Consider the following 17,267-nt stretch of genomic DNA (forward strand, 5'->3'; position numbering starts at 1 on the left):
GTACGCGGGCTCGTGTCCGCACCGGTCCAGCCGCTGTCCCCCGGCCGCCGGACGGCGTGGGGCAGGATGGCGCGGTGGAGACGGGTGACCAGGCGCAGGCCGAGGAGGCACCTCCCGGCTGGGTGTTGCGGACCCCGACACGGACGTACGAGGTGTGGGCCCTGCCGCTGGTCGCGGTCGCCGTCGCCGCGTTCGTCATGGTCGCGGGGATCGCAGCCGGGGACCTGCTCGCGCGCGTGGTCTGGACGACGGCTGCGGTCGTCGTGACGACCGGGGCAGTGGCGCTGGCCTCAGCAGGATGGCGTGCGTACGGGGAACAGACCCGCGGCGCCTCGTGGGACCTGCACCGCACCACGGTCGTGACGGGTGGCGCGAGCGGCGCGGCGGTGCTGGTCGCGAGCATGATCGGTGGCGGCACGGTCGGGGTCGCCGCGGGCGCCCTCGGCGGGCTACCCATCATGATGTGGTCTGCGCGCTCACTGACCCGCTTCGACCGACTGGCGGTGTCGGTGACCTGCGCCGTCGTCGCGGCGGTGTCCCTGGTCCTGGTGGTCGTCGGTCTGACAGCCGGCGCCGTACCCGAGTGGCGCGTGACCGTCTGGACCCGGGTCGTTCCGCTCATCGGTGTCTTCACGGCGGTGGTCGCGATCCTGCAGTCCCGTGCCGTCGCCCGTGCAGCGCTGGAGTGACCGCTGGGTCTTGCCGTCAGTCGGACGACCGCCGCCGCGCCGTCGCCAGGTGCGACCGCACCGGCAGGACCGCCGGCTCCTCCTCCGGCGCCTGCGGCAGCGCCCCCAGCGAGAACGACTCGACGACGTCCGGCCCGAACAGCACGCACACCGACGACCCGCCGAACTGGAAGTACCCGAGCTCGTCGCCCTTGCCGACGTGCGCACCGGCCGAGATCCCCTCGCCGATCACGCACGAGGAGACGTCGGACATCCCGATGAACACGACCGCGATCGTCCCGATCGCGGGGTCGTCGGCGTCGATGAGCACGATGGCGCGGGTGGCGACGTGTGCCAGGTAGCCCTGTGACAGCTGCGGCTCGGCGGCGTCGGTGCCCTGCGACGAGGCCTCGGAGTAGTAGGTCCCCGGTTCGACCCAGGCGCGCAGGACCGTCCCGGCGACCGGGCTGTGCCAGCGGTGGTACTCGAGTGCGCTGAGGAACGCCTGCCACACGGTTCCGTCGACGAACAGGTCGGCGGTCTCGTCGCCGGCGAGCAGCTCCTCGACCGAGTACGGCTCCGCCTTCGCCCAGAACGCGTCGAGCCGGTGGACGCGACTGGCGATCCGGTACGGGGTGGCTTCGCAGGGGCTCACCACGACCGCGTCGTCGTCGGGCGAGGTGACCGGGCGCTCGCCGTCCCGGAAGCGCCGCGTGAAGAAGTCGTTCCACGACCCGAAGCCCCAGTGCTCGGCATCGGCATCGTGCTCGAACCGGTCCATGCCGACCGCCCGACGAGCGGCATCGCTGCACCACCCCGAGGGTGCGTCCACGAGCACCTCGAGGGACTTGTCGCTCGACAGGAAGTCGCACCACCCCTGCAGGATCGTCCGGAGCGCGTCGTTCACGCGCGGGTCCCGGTAGAAGGCGAAGCCCGCCGGGGTCGCCTTCGTCCAGTCGAGCACCCCGTCGAGCGGCGTCATCACCATCTGCTCGTCGCTGTACTCGGGCGCGGTCGTGATGACCTCGTCGACGAGCTCGAGCAGCTCCCCGAACGACTCGAGGTGCCGGTCCTGGTACGCGCGACCAGCGGGGACCTGCTCGATCATCTGGTGCGCGTGCATCCGCAGCACGGGGTCGCCCTCGACGAGGTCGCGGAGGGCCGAGACCGCCGGGTGCAGGGCCCGGTCGGGGTCGCGCTCCTGGTGGCGTTCGCGACGCCCGCGGAGCCAGGCCTCGAGCCCGCTCTGGTCCTGCGGGAGCCATCCCGCTCGGCGTCGGACGTCCTGCTGCTGCGCTCCACCGGTCACGCGGAGGAGGCTACCCACCGCCCACCGTGACGGTCTCAGGAGCCGCCCCGCCCCTCCCGGCCGGCACGATCGGCACGACCGTCAGCGTCCCCGCCCGAACCGCGTGGTCACCCCCGGCGAGTACAGCACCGAGTCCGGTTCCAGTCCGGACAGTCCGAAGGGCAGCCCCGCAGCCGCCACCAGGTCGTCCCGCAGCGACACGAGTGACGCCCGGTGCAGCGGCCACGACTCGTGCTCGTTCGGCCAGTAGCGCGTCGCGCCGACCCGCCGCACGTGCATGCCCCACCGTGCCGTCAGGAACGTCTCGAGGGGCGTCGGCTCGTCGACCGCGTCGCCCACCCGGACGTCGAAGGTCGACCGCAGGTGCGTCCCGTGCCGACGCATCGCGTAGCCCACCCGGCCGTCGGTCTTCCGGATCGCCGCGTGCGCCCACCAGTACGGCAGGCCCGTCGCGACCCGTGCGCCGATCGTCGGCAGGAGCTTCCCGGCGTCCAGTGACAGGAACGCGACGCCCCGACGGCCCTGGTCGTCGCGCGTGTAGACGCGCACGTTGACCTCGACGAAGTCGCCGACGCTGCCGGCCCGTCCGAGCCCGCCGAGCGGCGGGAAGCGCGTGTCCGTGAACCGGAACCCGATGAGGCCCGCCCAGGTGGTCACGCCGTCGTCCGTCCCGTCCGGCGCCATCGTGTCCGGGTGCGCTCCGGCGGGCAGCAGCGGTGCCACCGCCGAAACGTCGACGCGCCAGTGCACGAAGACCACGTCGAGCCAGTCCTGCGAGATCCACGGCGTCCCGCGCAGGGGCGGTGCCTCCGGCGAGACGGCCGGGAGGTCCGGCTCGCCCCCGGCCCGCTGTCCGGCGGTCACGAGACGGTCCCGTCGGTCGCGCGGGCAGCGTCCGGCAGGTCGTCCCACCCCTGCTGCGGGGTGGCGCAGGTCCCGCGGAACACGTACTGCGACGGGCGCTTCCGTTCGTTCGACACCCAGTCGATGGCGGGACGTCGACGCTCCGGCGGCAGGTAGCCGATCCGGTAGACGGCCATCAGCTCGAGCTCCGGCGGCACCGCGAGGAGCCGCTCGATCTCGGCCCAGGCCTCCTCGACCTCCATCGGGAAGGACACGAACTGGATCCCGAGGCCGAGCTCGGTCGTCGCGAGCCAGACGTTCTCCATCGCCGCGCCCATGCTGAACACGGAGTAGAAGGCGTTGCGCGCCTCCTTCCGGTACTCGTCGCGGTCGAGCATCACCCCGAGCAGGAGCGGCGACCCGGCGACGAGCTTCCGGTTCTCCTCGCCGAGGGTCTGCGGTACCCGGAGCGTGTTCATGAGGAGCTGCCCGCGCGTGGTGAACACCTGCTTCGTGAAGGGCTTGAGCGGTCCCGGCAGCTTGTCGAACAGCATCCCGTCCCGACGTTCGTCCATCTCGGCCTGCGAGAACCGGAAGTACGGGCGGTAGCGCGTGAAGAACGATCCCTCGGCCATCGTCTGCGTCATCGACCGGCCGCTGATGTCGGCGATGCGGTCGATGGTGTCGCGCTCCTCGACGATGACGAAGCGCCACGGTTGGCTGTTCAACTGCGAGGGTGCACGTCCTGCGAGCTCCATCAGCAGCCGCTGGTGCTCCTCGGACACCGGGTCGGGCAGGAACGCCCCGTTGGTCGTGCGCCGGCGTCGGATGGCCTCGAAGAGCTCCACTGCATCCCTCGTGTCTCGTCGTCGCGGTCAGCGTCGTGCGAGCAACGCCCCCAGGTAGGACGGTGCGGCGGCGACCGCAACTCTCCAGTGTGCTCCGGAGCGGGGGTTCGTGCGTGGAGCGAGGGCGAGGGGGACGAGCGCCGGCAGCAGGAACAGTGCGGAGCGGTCCCGTGTCCAGGCCGGGGTGGTCGCGGCGACCCCGGTCAGGGTCGCGGTCACGACGAAGAGGCCGTGGTGCACGACGCGGAGCTTCTCCGTGCGGATCGCGCGGACCGCGACCGCGGTGCCCCAGAGGCAGTTCGCGACGTACGCGGCGGCGGCTGCGGCGACCAGGCGGCGGGCCGCCGGCGGACGCGTGGGCGTGGCGCCGCGCCTCCCGGCCGTCCTCCCGATCCCCACGACCGCGACCCTACGCGCGGGACGCTCGCAAGACGCAACGTGCGCGCTCCCTCGCACCGCTGTGCCGCTGCGCACCGTCGCCGACGTTGCGTTCCGCGGAGGAGACGGGGGCTACGCGGACTCGCGGGAGACGAGCTTCGACAGGACGATGGCGCTGCGGGTGTGGTCGACCTGCGGGGCCAGGCGCACCCGGTCGAGTGCGAGCTCGAGCGCCGGCAGGTCACGGGAGCGCATGTGCACGACGGCGTCGGCGCTGCCGGTGACGGTCCCGGCGTCCACGACCTCGGGCACGGTGTCGAGCAGCGTGCGGAGCTCGTCGGGGGAAACGGTGCCGCGGCAGTACAGCTCGACCCAGGCCTCGGTCCCACGGTCCTCGACCGCGGGGTCGACCTTGATCGTGAACCCCTGGATGACCCCGTCGGCGACCAGGCGGTCGACCCGACGCTTGACCGCCGACGCGGAGAGACCGACCACCGACCCGATGTCGCCGTAGCCGGCTCGGGCGTTCTCCCGGAGCTGGTCCAGGATGCGGTGGTCGAGCGTGTCCATGTTCGTCGATCGTACGCGGGGTTCTTGCGAGCCAGGTGCGTCCGACGCAGGAATCGTGCGTCACCCGAACGGGTGCCATGCGCTCGTGGACGGGGTACTGCACCGACCGGACCGTTCGTGTCAGACTGCTGCTGGCGTCGACCTGGTCCGCTGCGGTGAGTGAGCCTGCATCTCATCGGAGTGCTTCACCCGTGGTGGTTCCTGGCAGGCTCGGGCCCCGGTCCCAGGAGGACTGATGTCGAACACCGCAACCGAACCGCAGGCCGCACCGGCCCGTGTCGCCACGAAGCGCACGATCCTGATGTGCAAGCCGACGCACTACACGGTGAGCTACCGGATCAACCCGTGGATGCACCCCGAGGAGCCGACCGACACGTCGAAGGCCGTCGAGCAGTGGCAGTCGCTCGTCGACGTCTACGAGCAGCTCGGCTTCGACATCTCGTACATCGAGCCGATCGAGGGCCTGCCCGACATGGTCTACGCGGCCAACGGCGGCTTCGTGCTCGACGGCGTCGCGTACGGCGCGAAGTTCCAGTACCCCGAGCGCCAGCCCGAGGGCCCCGCGTACATGGACTGGTTCCGGAGCGCCGGCCTCACCGTCGCCGAGCCCGAGGAGACCAACGAGGGCGAGGGTGACTTCCTGCTCATCGGCGACACCATCTTCGCCGGCACCGGCTTCCGCTCCGACAGCACCTCGCACGAGGAGCTCGCCCGCATCTACGGCCGCGAGGTCGTCACCCTCAAGCTCATCAACCCGAGCTTCTACCACCTCGACACCGCCATCGCCGTGCTCGACCCGGAGCCCGACGCGTCGGGTCGTTCGAACATCGCCTACCTGGAGAGCGCCTTCGACGAGCCCTCGCTGGCGATCCTGCGCGAGCGCTTCCCCGACGCGGTCATCGCGACCGAGGAGGACGCCGCGATCCTCGGCCTCAACTCGTACTCCGACGGCTACAACGTCGTGATCGCATCGCGTGCGACGACCTTCGCCGAGCAGCTGCGCGAGAAGGGCTACAACCCGATCGGCGTCGACCTGTCCGAGCTGCTGCTCGGCGGCGGCGGCGTGAAGTGCTGCACGCTCGACCTGCACCCCGTCGGCACCGGCACCTCGGTCGCGCGGTAACCGTGAGCACCGCGACCGGAGCCGGCACCCACGCGGGTGCCGGCGCGTCCGGCGACGCCACCGCAGCCGGTGGTGCCACCGCCGCCGCGCTCGCCGTCGAAGACCGCTCCCTCGCCCACAACTACAGCCCGCTGCCGGTCGTCATCGCGTCCGGCCAGGGTGCGTGGGTGACCGACGTCGACGGCAAGCGCTACCTGGACGGACTCGCCGCGTACTCCGCGGTGAACTTCGGCCACGGCAACCCCCGGCTGCTCGACGCCGCCCGGGCCCAGCTCGACCGGGTGACCCTGACGAGCCGCGCGTTCGTGAACGACCGGCTCGGCCCGTTCGCGTCGGCGCTCGCCGCGCTGACCGGCACCGACCTCGTACTGCCGATGAACACCGGTGCCGAGGCCGTCGAGTCCGCGATCAAGGTCTCGCGTGCGTGGGGCTACCGCGTCAAGGGCGTCCCGGCGGGGCAGGCCACGATCATCGTCGCGTCCGGGAACTTCCACGGGCGCACCACCACGATCGTGTCGTTCTCGGACGACCCGTCCGCGCGCGAGGACTTCGGGCCGTACACGCCGGGCTTCCGCACGGTGCCGTACGGCGACGCAGCGGCCCTGCGGGAGGCGATGGACGAGACCGTCGTCGCCGTCCTGCTCGAGCCGATCCAGGGCGAGGGCGGCGTGGTCATCCCGCCCGAGTCCTACCTGCCCGAGGTCCGCGCGGTCTGCGACGAGTTCGGTGCGCTGTTCGTCGCCGACGAGATCCAGTCCGGACTCGGGCGCACCGGGCACACCCTCGCGGTCTCGCGGGTCGGTGTGACGCCCGACCTGATCACGCTCGGCAAGGCCCTCGGCGGTGGCATCGTCCCGGTATCCGCGGTCGTCGGCTCCCGCGAGGTGCTCGGCGTCCTGCGTCCCGGCGAACACGGGTCGACGTTCGGCGGCAACCCGCTCGCGGCTGCCGTCGGGTCCGAGGTCGTCGCGATGCTCGGCGAGGGCACGTTCCAGCAGCGCGCGCTCGACGGCGAACCGCTGCTCCGTGGGCTGCTCGACGAGCTCGCCGGGCACGGGGTCGTCTCGCACCGCGTCGCCGGGCTCTGGGCGGGGATCGACATCGACCCCGCGCTCGGCACCGGCAAGGAGATCGCGCACGACCTGGCCGACCGCGGCGTGCTCGTGAAGGACACGCACGGGTCGACGATCCGCTTCGCGCCGCCGCTCGTCGTCACCGACGACGAGGTGCGTCTGGCGATCGGGACCCTCGGCGAGGTGCTGGCCGCGCGCTAGACGCGATCACCCGACGGACGGGAGGCACGGTGCCAGCGGGTGCCGCGCCTCCCGTCCGTTGCGCTCGGCCGCGCCCGCGTCGCCCACCGCGCCCGCGTCGCTCACCGCGCGCGTCTGCACCCGTCTGCACAACCGGAGGCACGTCGCGCCACGCGATTCCGTGGCGCGACGTGCCGCCGGTTGTGCACTGGCACGTCGCACCGTGCGCCGCGCGCGCCGCGCCCGCGTCGCCCCGCGTCAGCGCACCTGCCACCGCTCGACGAGCTGGTCCATCAGCGCGTCGAGCCGCTCGTCCGTCACCTGGCGCGACGGGTCGGCGTCGAACCACGCGACGATGTCCCGCGCCCCCTGCCGGATCGACGTCGTCTGCGCGAACTCGGGCACGAGCGTCTGCACCTTCGTGTTGTCGAAGACCGAGGTGTTCGCCTTGTCCCCGAGCAGGCTCGCGCCCCAGTCGGCGTCGAGCGCGTCGATCGCGTCGGCCGGGACGTGCACGAGCTGCAGGTCCTCGACCCCCGCGGCCGCCGCCAGCTCGTGGGCGATGCGGTCCCAGGTCGGGGCCTCGTCGCCGGTGATGTGGAACGCCTCGCCGATCGCCTCGGCACGGTCGAGCAGCCCGACGAACCCGACCGCGAAGTCCCGCGCGTGCGTGATCGTCCACAGCGAGCTGCCGTCGCCGGTCACGACGATCGGCTTCCCGGCGCGCATCCGTCCGAGCACCGTCCACCCGCCCGAGAACGGCACGAGGGTCTCGTCGTAGGTGTGCGACGGCCGGATGATCGTCATCGGGAAGTCGTCCTCGCGGTACGCCTTCGTGAGCAGGTCCTCGCACGCGATCTTGTCGCGGGAGTACTGCCAGAACGGGTTCTTCAGCGGCGTCGACTCGGTGATCGGCAGGTGCGTCGCGGGCGTCTGGTACGCCGAGGCCGACGAGATGAAGACGTACTGGTTCGTCCGACCGGTGAACACCTCGATGTCCCGCTGCACCTGGTCGGGCGTGAACGCCACGAAGTCGATGACGACGTCCCAGTGTTGGTCACCGATCGCGGCTTCCAGCGCGGTGCGGTCGGACACGTCGGCCTGGAGGCGCGTCACGGCATCCGGGATCGGCCGCTTGTCGGTCGTGCCCCGGTTGAGCACGGTGACGTCGTACCCCTGTTCGACGGCTTCGCGGACGCACGCGGCGCTGATGATGCCGCTGCCGCCGATGAACAGCACGCTCGGTCCCGACATGGATGCTCCCTTGCTCCCGGCGGTGCCGCTGTGCACCGCGCCCCTGCGATCCTGCCCCACGCGGCCCGCGTACCGTCACGGGTCGGGGCGCACCGACGCGCTCCACGACAGGAGTGACACGCACATGGAGTACCGCTACCTCGGCAACTCGGGCCTCAAGGTCTCCGAGATCACCTACGGCAACTGGCTCACCCACGCATCCCAGGTCGAGAACGACGCGGCGATCGCCTGCGTCCGGGCCGCGCTCGACGTCGGCATCTCGACGTTCGACACCGCCGACGTCTACGCCAACACCGGGGCCGAGACCGTCCTCGGCGAGGCGCTCAAGGGGGAGCGGCGCCAGTCCCTCGAGATCGCCACGAAGGTCTTCGGTCCGACCGGCCCGAAGGGGCACAACGACACCGGGCTGAGCCGGAAGCACATCCTCGAGTCGATCGACGGCTCGCTCGAGCGGCTGCAGACCGACTACGTCGACCTGTACCAGGCGCACCGCTTCGACCACGAGACGCCGCTCGAGGAGACGATGCAGGCCTTCGCCGACGTCGTGCGGCAGGGCAAGGTCCTGTACGTCGGCGTCTCGGAGTGGACCGCGGACCAGCTCCGGGCCGGGGCCGAGCTCGCGAAGGACCTCGGGTTCCAGCTCATCTCGAACCAGCCGCAGTACTCGGCGCTCTGGCGGGTCATCGAGGGCGAAGTCGTCCCGACGTCGCAGGAGCTCGGGATCTCGCAGATCGTCTGGTCGCCGATCGCCCAGGGGGTCCTGACGGGCAAGTACCAGCCCGGTCAGCCGCTGCCCGAGGGCTCGCGTGCCACCGACGACAAGGGCGGCGCGAAGATGATCGAGCGCTTCATGAACGACGAGACGCTCTCGGCGGTGCAGGAGCTCAAGCCGATCGCGGACGAGCTCAGCCTGTCGATGGCGCAGCTCGCGGTGGCCTGGGTGCTGCAGAACGAGAACGTGGCGTCCGCCATCATCGGTGCCTCGCGTCCGGAGCAGGTGCACGACAACGCCGGCGCTGCCGGGGTGCAGATCCCTGCCGAGCTGATGTCCCGCATCGACGACACCCTCGGGTCGGTCGTCGAGCGCGACCCGGCGAAGACGAACGACAGCAGCCCGAAGACCCGCGAGGCCTGAGGCTGCGAAGCCGCAGCGGTCCCGCTGCACAACCGGAAGCACGTCGCGCCAGAGAAGTCCGTGGCGCGACGTGCTTCTCGTTGTGCGCGAGCAGATCGAGCCACCGAAGTGCGACGAGCGCCGGATGACGAGCGCGGCCGAGCACCGTGCGCGGGAGCCCCCGCAGCCCGCGCCCGGGAACGCAAAAGAGCCCCTCACTCTCGTGAGGGGCTCTTCACCGTGGCTGGACACGGCATCGATCCGTGGACCTTTCGATTTTCAGTCGAACGCTCTACCAACTGAGCTATCCAGCCGTGGCGACCCTGACGGGACTTGAACCCGCGACCTCCGCCGTGACAGGGCGGCACGCTAACCAACTGCGCTACAGGGCCATATTGTGTTGTGTTCGGTGTCGTACTGCTGCTTGCTCACTCACGTGGAGTGACCCCAACGGGATTCGAACCCGTGCTGCCGCCGTGAAAGGGCGGTGTCCTAGGCCACTAAACGATAGGGCCGCAAGCTGCGCCGTGCGCTACCGGGAGTCAAGCATACGGACGCTCTGCGTGATGCACAAATCGAGTGCCCCCGAGCGTGCATCCCCGGCGTGTCGCGCTGTCCTGATGCGCATCGGCCGGGCGCTCGGTGCGACCATCATGAGCGGCCGAGGCCCTCGCTCGGGGGTGTCCCTGCCGTGACCCGTGTTGTTACTGTTGCGTCTGTTGACAGTGTGGCGTGCCCGAGCCTCGCCGCACCGTTACAAAACCGAGACCATGTCGCCTGCACCCCACCGCATCCCCCGCCCCCGCTCCCGCCGCCGCGTGATCGCCGCCGCGGTCGCCGTCGTGCTCTCCGCCGGGGCACTCGCCGCCGTCGGCCCGGTCTCCGCGGCATCGGCTGCCGAGTACCCCAGCTGGTCGGACGTCGAGCAGGCCAAGGCATCGAAGGACGCCCAGCAGGCCAAGGTCACCGAGATCAAGGCGCTCCTGCAGGACCTGACCGCGAAGGCATCGGCCGCGCAGCAGGAGTCCGAGGCGGCCGGCACGGCGTACCAGACGGCGCAGACGAAGTACGACGCGGCGACGCTCGAGCAGCAGACGCTGCAGCACCAGGCGGACGAAGCAGACCGCACGGCGAAGCGCTCGGAGGAGCAGGCCGGGCAGCTCGCCGCGCAGCTCGGTCGCGCGAGTGCGAACGACGTGACGACCGACATCCTCACGCACCCGTCCGACTCGGGTGACCTGCTCTACGAGCTCGGCGCGATGTCGAAGCTCACGGAGCAGGCCGACGGCATCTACTCGCAGGCCTCGCAGGACCGCGGCGTCGCCCAGGGCCTCGCCGACCGCGCCGAGCAGGCGAAGGAGGCCCTCGGCACCCTCGCCGACGCGGCCCAGGCGAAGATGCAGGCGGCCCAGGACGCCGCTGACCGGGCACAGACCGCGGTCGACGCGCAGGCGGACAACAAGGCCCGCCTCGAGGCGCAGCTCACCCTGCTGACCACGAACGCGAAGGACGTCGAGGCCGAGTACGACAAGGGCGTCGCTGCCGAGAAGGCCCGTGAGGCGGCCCGGGCTGCGGCGGCCGCGAAGGCTGCCGAGCAGGCGGCCGCGACGGGCCAGGGCGGCTCCGGCGGCGGGGCCCCGAACTCCTCCGGGTGGGTCCGTCCCGCCGGCGGGTACCAGACGAGCCCCTACGGCTACCGCGTCGACCCGTACACCCACTACCGGGCACTGCACGCCGGCGTCGACCTCGCGCCCGCCTGCTACGCCCCGATCTACGCAGCCCACGCCGGCACTGTGACGTTCGCGGCCAACGGCGGCGGCTACGGCAACGAGGTCGTCCTCGACAACGGCGGCGGCATCTCCACCGCCTACGGGCACATCGTCGACGGCGGCATCCTCGTCTCCGTCGGGCAGCACGTCGAGGCCGGACAGCAGATCGCGAAGATCGGCTCGACCGGTTGGTCGACCGGGTGCCACCTCCACTTCGAGACCCGGGTGAACGGCTCCGCCGTCGACCCGGTCCCCTTCATGGCAGCGCGGGGGATCTCGGTATGAGCAACAGCGCCGTCGAGAGGCCCTGAGCGAGACATGAAGTCCTCCACCCTGTCCGGCTGCACCGCGGTCGTCGCCGTCCTCGGCATCGGTCTGTCGGTCGTCCTCGCCGGTCCCGCCCAGGCAGCTCCCTCGGCCCCGAGCTGGGACGACGTGCGCCAGGCGAAGGCCGACACGGCGCAGGCCCAGACGACGGCGGACGAGCTGAGTGCCCGGCTGCAGACGCTGCAGGACGCCGCGGACAGCGCCGAGGTCTCCGAGCTCCAGGCGGCGCAGGACTACGCGATGGCGGTTTCGCAGCAGCAGGAGGCGCAGGCGTCCCTCGACGACCTGACGGCGCAGGCGAAGCGCGCCGAGCGGCGGGCGGACGAGTCGGCGGCCCAGGTCGCCGGGCTCGTGGTCGAGCTCTCCCGCACGGGCGGTGGCGACCTGTCGACCTCGATGCTCGTCGACGCCTCGGACGCGAAGGACCTGCTCTACCGCGTGGGAACGGTCTCGCACCTGTCCGAGCGTTCGGCCCGTGTGCTCGCGCAGGCACAGACCGACCAGAACACCGTCGAGTCGATCGCCGCGCAGCAGTCGGCGGCGACGAAGGCCCTCGCCGCAGCCACCACGAAGTCCGAGCGTGCCCTCGACGACGCCAACGACGCGTCCGCCTCGGCTCGTGCCCGGGTGCAGCAGCAGCAGGACGAGCAGTCCGAGGTGCTCGACCAGCTGGCGTTCCTCAAGGGGACGAGCAAGGCGACCGAGACGGCGTACTGGAACGAGCAGCAGGCGAAGCGGGCCGAGCAGCAGCTCGCTGCGAGGACCGCCGCCGCCTCCCGTGACACGGCACCCAGCGCCGGCGACTCCGGTGGCAGCAGCGACCCCGCGTCGCCGTCCGTGCCGTCGCGCCCGAGCTCGAACCAGCCGAGCACGACACAGCCGAACACGAGCCCCTCGCGCCCGAGCACGAGCCCGTCGCGCCCGAGCACGACGCAGCCGAACACGACCCCGTCACGTCCGGCTCCGGCTCCGGCGCCCGCGCCTGCTCCGGCCCCTGCTCCGGCCCCCGCACCGGCACCGGTCTCGAGCCCGTCGAAGGCCGCCGGTGCCATCGCGTACGCCCGCGCCCAGCTCGGCAAGCCGTACCTGATGGGCGGGGCGGGCCCGAGCACCTGGGACTGCTCCGGCCTGGTGATGATGGCGTACAACTCGCAGGGCATCGCGACCGGCGGGCACAACGTCGTCTGGCAGTACAACCACTTCGCGTCGATCGGCCGGCTCGTCCCGCTGTCGCAGCGCCAGCCGGGCGACATCCTCTTCTACTCGTCGAACGGCAGCGTCTCCGGCGCCTACCACGACAGCATCGTCACGAGCTACGGCACGATGGTCGAGGCCGCCCGCCCCGGTGTCGGCGTGGTCGAGCGCGGCATCTGGCTGCCGAACCAGCTCCTGCCGTACGTCGCCCGCCCGAGCGGCTCACTCTAGCCCGAGCGACCGGCGCCCGAGCGACCGGCGCCCGAGCGACCGGGATGAACGACGGCGCCCGCGCTCCCCGAGGGGAGCGCGGGCGCCGTCGTGCGTGCGAGCGTCAGTGACCGGCGGGCACGTACGCGGCCTGGCCGGCCTGCACGATCGCCTCGGCCTCGGCGGCGTCGCCCCAGCCGTCGGCCTTGACCCACTTGTTCGGCTCGAGGTCCTTGTAGCGCTCGAAGAAGTGCGCGATCTCGGCCTTGGTCTGCTCGTCGACGTCCGAGATGTCCTGGATGTGCTGCCAGCGCGGGTCCTTCGCGGGGACCACGAGGACCTTCGCGTCGTTGCCGGCCTCGTCGCTCATCTTGAAGACACCGACGGGGCGGACCTTCACGCCGACGCCCGGGAACACCGGGTACTCGAGCAGCAGGAGCGCGTCCACGGGGTCGCCGTCGTCGGCCAGCGTGTTCTCGAAGAACCCGTAGTCGGTCGGGTAGACGAAGGACGTGAACAGCACGCGGTCGAGGTACACACGACCGGTCTCGTGGTCGACCTCGTACTTGTTGCGGCTGCCCTTGGGGATCTCGACGACGACGTCGTACGCGGTCATGGTGCGCTCCTGGTCTCATGTGCGGGAAGAAAGCGCGGCTAACGTTACCGGGTGAACACTCCGCGTCCCCGGTTGGACCCGGCCGTCGCCGCGACCCGGCTGGCGGTCCGGACGCTCCTCGCCCAGGCTCGTGACGAAGGGCTGCTGCACCGCGGCGACCTGGTCACGGTCGCGCTGAGCGGGGGAGCGGACTCGCTCGCGCTCGCCGCGGCCACCGCGTTCGAGGCACCGAAGCAGGACCTGCGGGCCGGCGCGGTCGTGGTCGACCACGCGCTCCAGGCGGGCAGCGAGGCGGTGGCGAGCCGTGCCTCCCGGACGGCCGCGTCGGTGGGTCTCGACCCGGTGACGGTCCGCAGGGTCGCGGTCGGCACGGACGGTGGTCCGGAGGGCGCCGCCCGGGAGGCACGGCACGCCGCCGTCGCGGAGGTCGCCGCCGACACCGGGTCACCCCTGGTGCTGTTCGGCCACACGCTCGACGACCAGGCCGAGACCGTGCTGCTCGGCCTGCTGCGGGGCAGCGGGCCGGACGCGCTGTCCGGCATGCCGCCGCTCGTGCGACGCGCGACCGGGCCGGCGTACGGCCGGCCGCTCCTCGGGGTCCGCCGGCACACGACCCGGCAGGCGGCGGTCGCCGCGGGCCTGGTGCCGTGGGACGACCCGCAGAACGACGACCCCGCGTACGCACGGGTGCGCGTCCGGAACACGCTGATGCCGGCGCTCGAGCGGGAGCTCGGTGCGGGGGTGCCCGAGGCGCTCGCCCGCACCGCCGAGCAGCTCCGCGAGGACGCCGCGGCACTCGACCACTTCGCCGAGGAGATGGCGGAGGACCTCGCCGAGCACTCCGAGGCAGGCATCTCGCTCTCCGTGCCGGAGCTGCTGGCGAACCCGCCGGCGCTCCGGCAGCGACTCGTCCGCCTGGCGGTCGAGGGGGAGTTCGGCGTGACGCTGTCCCGCACGCAGACGCTCGAGGTCTGCCGGCTCGTGACCGACTGGCGCGGGCAGGGCCCGGTCGACCTGCCGGGGGTCCGGGCGTCGCGCGAGGGCGAGCGCATCGCGTTCGCCGCCCGTTAGAGTGCTCTGGTGGAACTCTCCGACGTCCAGGCAGACCTGTCCGAAGTGCTCTTCACCCCCGAGCAGATCGACGAGAAGCTCGCCGAACTCGCCGCGGTGGTCGACCGTGACTACGCGGGGAAGGACCCGCTGCTCGTCGGCGTGCTGAAGGGCGCCGTCATGGTCATGGCGGACTTCTCGCGGCACCTCAAGATGCAGGCGCGCATGGACTGGATGGCGGTCTCGTCGTACGGCTCCGGCACGAAGTCGTCCGGCGTCGTGCGGATCCTCAAGGACCTCGACACCGACCTGCACGGCCGCGACGTCATCATCGTCGAGGACATCATCGACTCCGGCCTGACGCTGTCCTGGCTGAAGCAGAACCTCGAGTCCCGCGGTGCCGCGAGCGTCGAGATCGTCGCGCTGCTCCGCAAGCCCGAGGCCGCCAAGGTCGAGGTCGACGTGAAGTACGCCGGCTTCGAGATCCCTGACGCGTTCGTGGTCGGCTACGGCCTCGACTTCGACGAGCGCTACCGCAACCTGCGCGGCATCGGCGTCCTCGCGCCGCACGTCTACTCCTGAGGCCCGCCGGGCCGTCCGGACCACGGGCGGCCCGTACGGCTCCCTCCGGGCACGGGTGGAGTTCGCCCGCAGAGGACACCCATTCTCGCCACAGAGTCACCGCCGTATGCTGACCTCCACGCAACTCCGGCAGAGAAAGGTGTCGGGCCATCGCGCCCGGATCACATGAACTTCAAGCGCATCTTCCGCGGCCCGTACCTCTACGTGCTCATCGCGCTGGTCGGCATCTTCATCGGCTGGAGCGTGATCGCACAGTCCGGCACGCAGCAGATCGACACCCAGAAGGGTCTCGAGCAGCTCGCCGACGGCAAGGTCTCGTCCGTGGTCGTCAACTCGACCGAGCAGCGCGTCGACCTGACCCTCAAGGACGGCAACGCGAAGGAGCAGTTCTACTACTCCACGCCGCGTGGCGAAGAGGTCGTCTCGGCCGTCAACGACGCGAACCTGCCCGACGGGTACAACGACGTGGTGAACCAGGGCAACTGGTTCCTGTCGCTCCTCGGCATCATCCTGCCGTTCCTCATCATCGGCGCCCTGTTCTGGTTCCTGCTCTCGAGTGCCCAGGGTGGCGGCTCGAAGGTCATGCAGTTCGGCAAGTCGCGCGCGAAGATGAACAACAAGGAGAACCCGCAGGTCACCTTCGCCGACGTCGCCGGTTCGGACGAGGCGATCGAGGAGCTCCACGAGATCAAGGAGTTCCTGCAGGAGCCCGCGAAGTTCCAGGCGGTCGGCGCGAAGATCCCGAAGGGCGTGCTGCTGTACGGCCCTCCCGGCACCGGCAAGACCCTGCTCGCACGCGCCGTCGCGGGCGAGGCCGGCGTGCCGTTCTACTCGATCTCCGGTTCGGACTTCGTCGAGATGTTCGTCGGTGTCGGTGCGAGCCGCGTCCGTGACCTGTTCGAGCAGGCCAAGCAGAACGCCCCCGCGATCGTCTTCATCGACGAGATCGACGCCGTGGGCCGCCACCGTGGCGCCGGCATCGGCGGTGGCAACGACGAGCGCGAGCAGACGCTGAACCAACTCCTCGTCGAGATGGACGGCTTCGACGGCAAGACGAACGTCATCCTCATCGCGGCGACGAACCGCCCCGACGTCCTCGACCCCGCGCTCCTGCGTCCGGGCCGCTTCGACCGCCAGATCGGCGTCGACGCCCCGAGCCTGCAGGGTCGCAAGCAGATCCTCGAGGTGCACGCGAAGGGCAAGCCGCTCGCCGCGAGCGTCGACCTCGAGCTCCTGGCCCGCAAGACGCCGGGCTTCACCGGTGCCGACCTGGCGAACGTCCTCAACGAGGCCGCTCTGCTCACCGCCCGGTCGAACGCGCAGCTCATCGACAACCGCGCCCTCGACGAGGCCGTCGACCGCGTCATGGCGGGCCCGCAGCGCCGCACACGGATCATGTCCGACCAGGAGAAGCTGATCACGGCGTACCACGAGGGTGGTCACGCCCTCGCCGCCGCCGCGATGCGCCACACCGACCCGGTGACGAAGATCACGATCCTGCCGCGTGGTCGCGCCCTCGGCTACACGATGGTGCTCCCGCTCGAGGACAAGTACTCCGTGACCCGCAACGAGCTCCTCGACCAGCTCACCTACGCCATGGGTGGCCGCGTCGCCGAGGAGATCGTGTTCCACGACCCGACCACGGGTGCGTCGAACGACATCGAGAAGGCCACGTCGACCGCACGCAAGATGGTCACCGAGTACGGCATGAGTCGTGCCGTCGGTTCCGTCAAGCTCGGGTCGGGCTCGAGCGAGCCGTTCGTCGGCCGCGAGATGGGCGGCAGCAGCGGACGCGACTACTCGGAGAACATCGCCGAGACGGTCGACGCCGAGACCCGTGCCCTGCTCGAGGCGGCGCACGACGAGGCCTACCAGGTGCTCAACGACAACCGCGACATCCTCGACCGCCTGGCCGGCGAGCTCCTCGACAAGGAGACGCTGGACGCGCCGGAGCTCGTCGAGATCTTCAAGGACGTCCGCAAGCTCCCGGAGCGCCCGCAGTGGCTCTCGAGCGACCGTCGTCCGGTCTCGAACCTGCCCGCGATCGAGTTCCCGGGCAAGGCTGCGTCGACCGCGGCGGAGCAGGGCGACACCGAGTCGTCGTCGAAGCCCCGTCGTCGCCCGTTCGGCAACCCCGGTATCGCCCCCGCGTAGGCCGG

The 17,267-nt window shown here is 71.3% G+C and carries 16 protein-coding genes and 3 tRNA genes; 9 read left to right on the forward strand and 10 right to left on the reverse strand.

The genetic code is table 11. The features are described 5' to 3' along the window. Positions 1–74: 74 nt before the first annotated feature. Positions 75–689, forward strand: coding sequence for a hypothetical protein (locus ACIQFY_RS12460; protein WP_400340306.1), 615 nt, complete (start codon positions 75–77; stop codon positions 687–689). A 16-nt stretch (positions 690–705) separates the two neighbouring features. Here the strand turns inward: ACIQFY_RS12460 and ACIQFY_RS12465 are convergent, their stop codons facing one another. From ACIQFY_RS12465 to ACIQFY_RS12485, 5 genes are all read right to left on the reverse strand, one after another. Beyond that, positions 706–1,977, reverse strand: a complete 1,272-nt coding sequence (locus ACIQFY_RS12465) for a phosphatidylserine decarboxylase family protein (protein WP_400340308.1) — start codon at positions 1,975–1,977, stop codon at positions 706–708. 81 nt (positions 1,978–2,058) lie between these two features. Then, positions 2,059–2,841, reverse strand: a complete 783-nt coding sequence (locus ACIQFY_RS12470; protein ID WP_400340310.1) for a YqjF family protein — start codon at positions 2,839–2,841, stop codon at positions 2,059–2,061. Beyond that, the gene (locus ACIQFY_RS12475) at positions 2,838–3,668 is read right to left on the reverse strand and encodes a nitroreductase family protein (RefSeq protein ID WP_400340311.1); all 831 of its coding nucleotides are present in this window, start codon (positions 3,666–3,668) and stop codon (positions 2,838–2,840) included. Before ACIQFY_RS12475 ends, ACIQFY_RS12470 begins: the two co-directional genes overlap by 4 nt. A 27-nt stretch (positions 3,669–3,695) precedes the next feature. Beyond that, positions 3,696–4,067 (reverse strand): hypothetical protein, encoded by a 372-nt coding sequence (locus ACIQFY_RS12480; protein WP_400340313.1) that lies wholly within the window; start codon positions 4,065–4,067, stop codon positions 3,696–3,698. 111 nt (positions 4,068–4,178) lie between these two features. Next, entirely contained in the window at positions 4,179–4,616 is a 438-nt protein-coding gene (locus ACIQFY_RS12485) for an Lrp/AsnC family transcriptional regulator (RefSeq protein ID WP_058729711.1), read from the reverse strand. Between the two features lie 235 nt (positions 4,617–4,851). Here ACIQFY_RS12485 and ddaH point away from each other — a divergent pair, with 235 nt between their 5' ends. Beyond that, on the forward strand, positions 4,852–5,739 hold the full coding sequence (gene ddaH, locus ACIQFY_RS12490) for a dimethylargininase (protein WP_326497116.1): 888 nt from the start codon (positions 4,852–4,854) through the stop codon (positions 5,737–5,739). Positions 5,740–5,741: 2 nt separating this feature from the next. Then, positions 5,742–7,013: an ornithine--oxo-acid transaminase gene (rocD, locus tag ACIQFY_RS12495; protein WP_400340315.1), complete on the forward strand. Its 1,272-nt coding sequence runs from the start codon at positions 5,742–5,744 to the stop codon at positions 7,011–7,013. Between the two features lie 237 nt (positions 7,014–7,250). Here the strand turns inward: rocD and ACIQFY_RS12500 are convergent, their stop codons facing one another. Further along, a complete protein-coding gene (locus tag ACIQFY_RS12500; protein WP_400340316.1) occupies positions 7,251–8,246 on the reverse strand; it encodes an SDR family oxidoreductase in 996 nt (331 codons plus the stop codon). 124 nt (positions 8,247–8,370) lie between these two features. Between ACIQFY_RS12500 and ACIQFY_RS12505 the strand changes: the two genes are divergently transcribed. Beyond that, positions 8,371–9,381: an aldo/keto reductase family protein gene (locus ACIQFY_RS12505; RefSeq protein WP_326497119.1), complete on the forward strand. Its 1,011-nt coding sequence runs from the start codon at positions 8,371–8,373 to the stop codon at positions 9,379–9,381. 220 nt (positions 9,382–9,601) lie between these two features. Here the strand turns inward: ACIQFY_RS12505 and ACIQFY_RS12510 are convergent. From ACIQFY_RS12510 to ACIQFY_RS12520, 3 genes are all read right to left on the reverse strand, one after another. Then, a tRNA-Phe gene (locus ACIQFY_RS12510) sits at positions 9,602–9,674 on the reverse strand. Position 9,675: 1 nt separating this feature from the next. Further along, positions 9,676–9,752 (reverse strand) — tRNA-Asp (locus ACIQFY_RS12515). A 50-nt stretch (positions 9,753–9,802) separates the two neighbouring features. Further along, positions 9,803–9,875 (reverse strand) — tRNA-Glu (locus ACIQFY_RS12520). A gap of 255 nt (positions 9,876–10,130) precedes the next feature. On the opposite strand from ACIQFY_RS12520, the gene ACIQFY_RS12525 reads away from it, so the two are divergent. Together ACIQFY_RS12525 and ACIQFY_RS12530 are read left to right on the forward strand one after the other, a co-directional pair. Then, the gene (locus ACIQFY_RS12525; protein WP_400340318.1) at positions 10,131–11,414 is read left to right on the forward strand and encodes a peptidoglycan DD-metalloendopeptidase family protein; all 1,284 of its coding nucleotides are present in this window, start codon (positions 10,131–10,133) and stop codon (positions 11,412–11,414) included. 33 nt (positions 11,415–11,447) lie between these two features. Beyond that, positions 11,448–12,881, forward strand: a complete 1,434-nt coding sequence (locus ACIQFY_RS12530) for an NlpC/P60 family protein (RefSeq protein WP_400340320.1) — start codon at positions 11,448–11,450, stop codon at positions 12,879–12,881. Positions 12,882–12,984: 103 nt separating this feature from the next. On the opposite strand, the gene ACIQFY_RS12535 is transcribed toward ACIQFY_RS12530, so the two are convergent. Next, positions 12,985–13,476: an inorganic diphosphatase gene (locus tag ACIQFY_RS12535; RefSeq protein WP_066651400.1), complete on the reverse strand. Its 492-nt coding sequence runs from the start codon at positions 13,474–13,476 to the stop codon at positions 12,985–12,987. Positions 13,477–13,527: 51 nt separating this feature from the next. Between ACIQFY_RS12535 and tilS the strand changes: the two genes are divergently transcribed. The 3 genes from tilS (at position 13,528) to ftsH (ending at position 17,262) form a co-directional block, all read left to right on the forward strand. Continuing rightward, entirely contained in the window at positions 13,528–14,547 is a 1,020-nt protein-coding gene (gene tilS / locus ACIQFY_RS12540) for a tRNA lysidine(34) synthetase TilS (protein ID WP_400340322.1), read from the forward strand. 9 nt (positions 14,548–14,556) lie between these two features. Continuing rightward, the gene (hpt, locus tag ACIQFY_RS12545) at positions 14,557–15,108 is read left to right on the forward strand and encodes a hypoxanthine phosphoribosyltransferase (RefSeq protein ID WP_031272831.1); all 552 of its coding nucleotides are present in this window, start codon (positions 14,557–14,559) and stop codon (positions 15,106–15,108) included. 165 nt (positions 15,109–15,273) lie between these two features. Next, positions 15,274–17,262, forward strand: coding sequence for an ATP-dependent zinc metalloprotease FtsH (ftsH, locus tag ACIQFY_RS12550; protein ID WP_066651404.1), 1,989 nt, complete (start codon positions 15,274–15,276; stop codon positions 17,260–17,262). Positions 17,263–17,267: the final 5 nt, after the last annotated feature.

The sequence above is a fragment of the Curtobacterium sp. NPDC092190 genome, assembly GCF_044755625.1.
Taxonomy (GTDB): domain Bacteria; phylum Actinomycetota; class Actinomycetes; order Actinomycetales; family Microbacteriaceae; genus Curtobacterium.

Coding starts and splice junctions, on each gene's coding strand:
- ACIQFY_RS12485 (WP_058729711.1), bottom strand. CDS start 4,616: ATGGACACGCTCGACCACCGCATCCTGGACCAGCTCCGGGAGAACGCC.
- ddaH (WP_326497116.1), top strand. CDS start 4,852: ATGTCGAACACCGCAACCGAACCGCAGGCCGCACCGGCCCGTGTCGCC.
- ACIQFY_RS12525 (WP_400340318.1), top strand. CDS start 10,131: ATGTCGCCTGCACCCCACCGCATCCCCCGCCCCCGCTCCCGCCGCCGC.
- ftsH (WP_066651404.1), top strand. CDS start 15,274: ATGAACTTCAAGCGCATCTTCCGCGGCCCGTACCTCTACGTGCTCATC.
- ACIQFY_RS12530 (WP_400340320.1), top strand. CDS start 11,448: ATGAAGTCCTCCACCCTGTCCGGCTGCACCGCGGTCGTCGCCGTCCTC.
- ACIQFY_RS12500 (WP_400340316.1), bottom strand. CDS start 8,246: ATGTCGGGACCGAGCGTGCTGTTCATCGGCGGCAGCGGCATCATCAGC.
- ACIQFY_RS12535 (WP_066651400.1), bottom strand. CDS start 13,476: ATGACCGCGTACGACGTCGTCGTCGAGATCCCCAAGGGCAGCCGCAAC.
- ACIQFY_RS12505 (WP_326497119.1), top strand. CDS start 8,371: ATGGAGTACCGCTACCTCGGCAACTCGGGCCTCAAGGTCTCCGAGATC.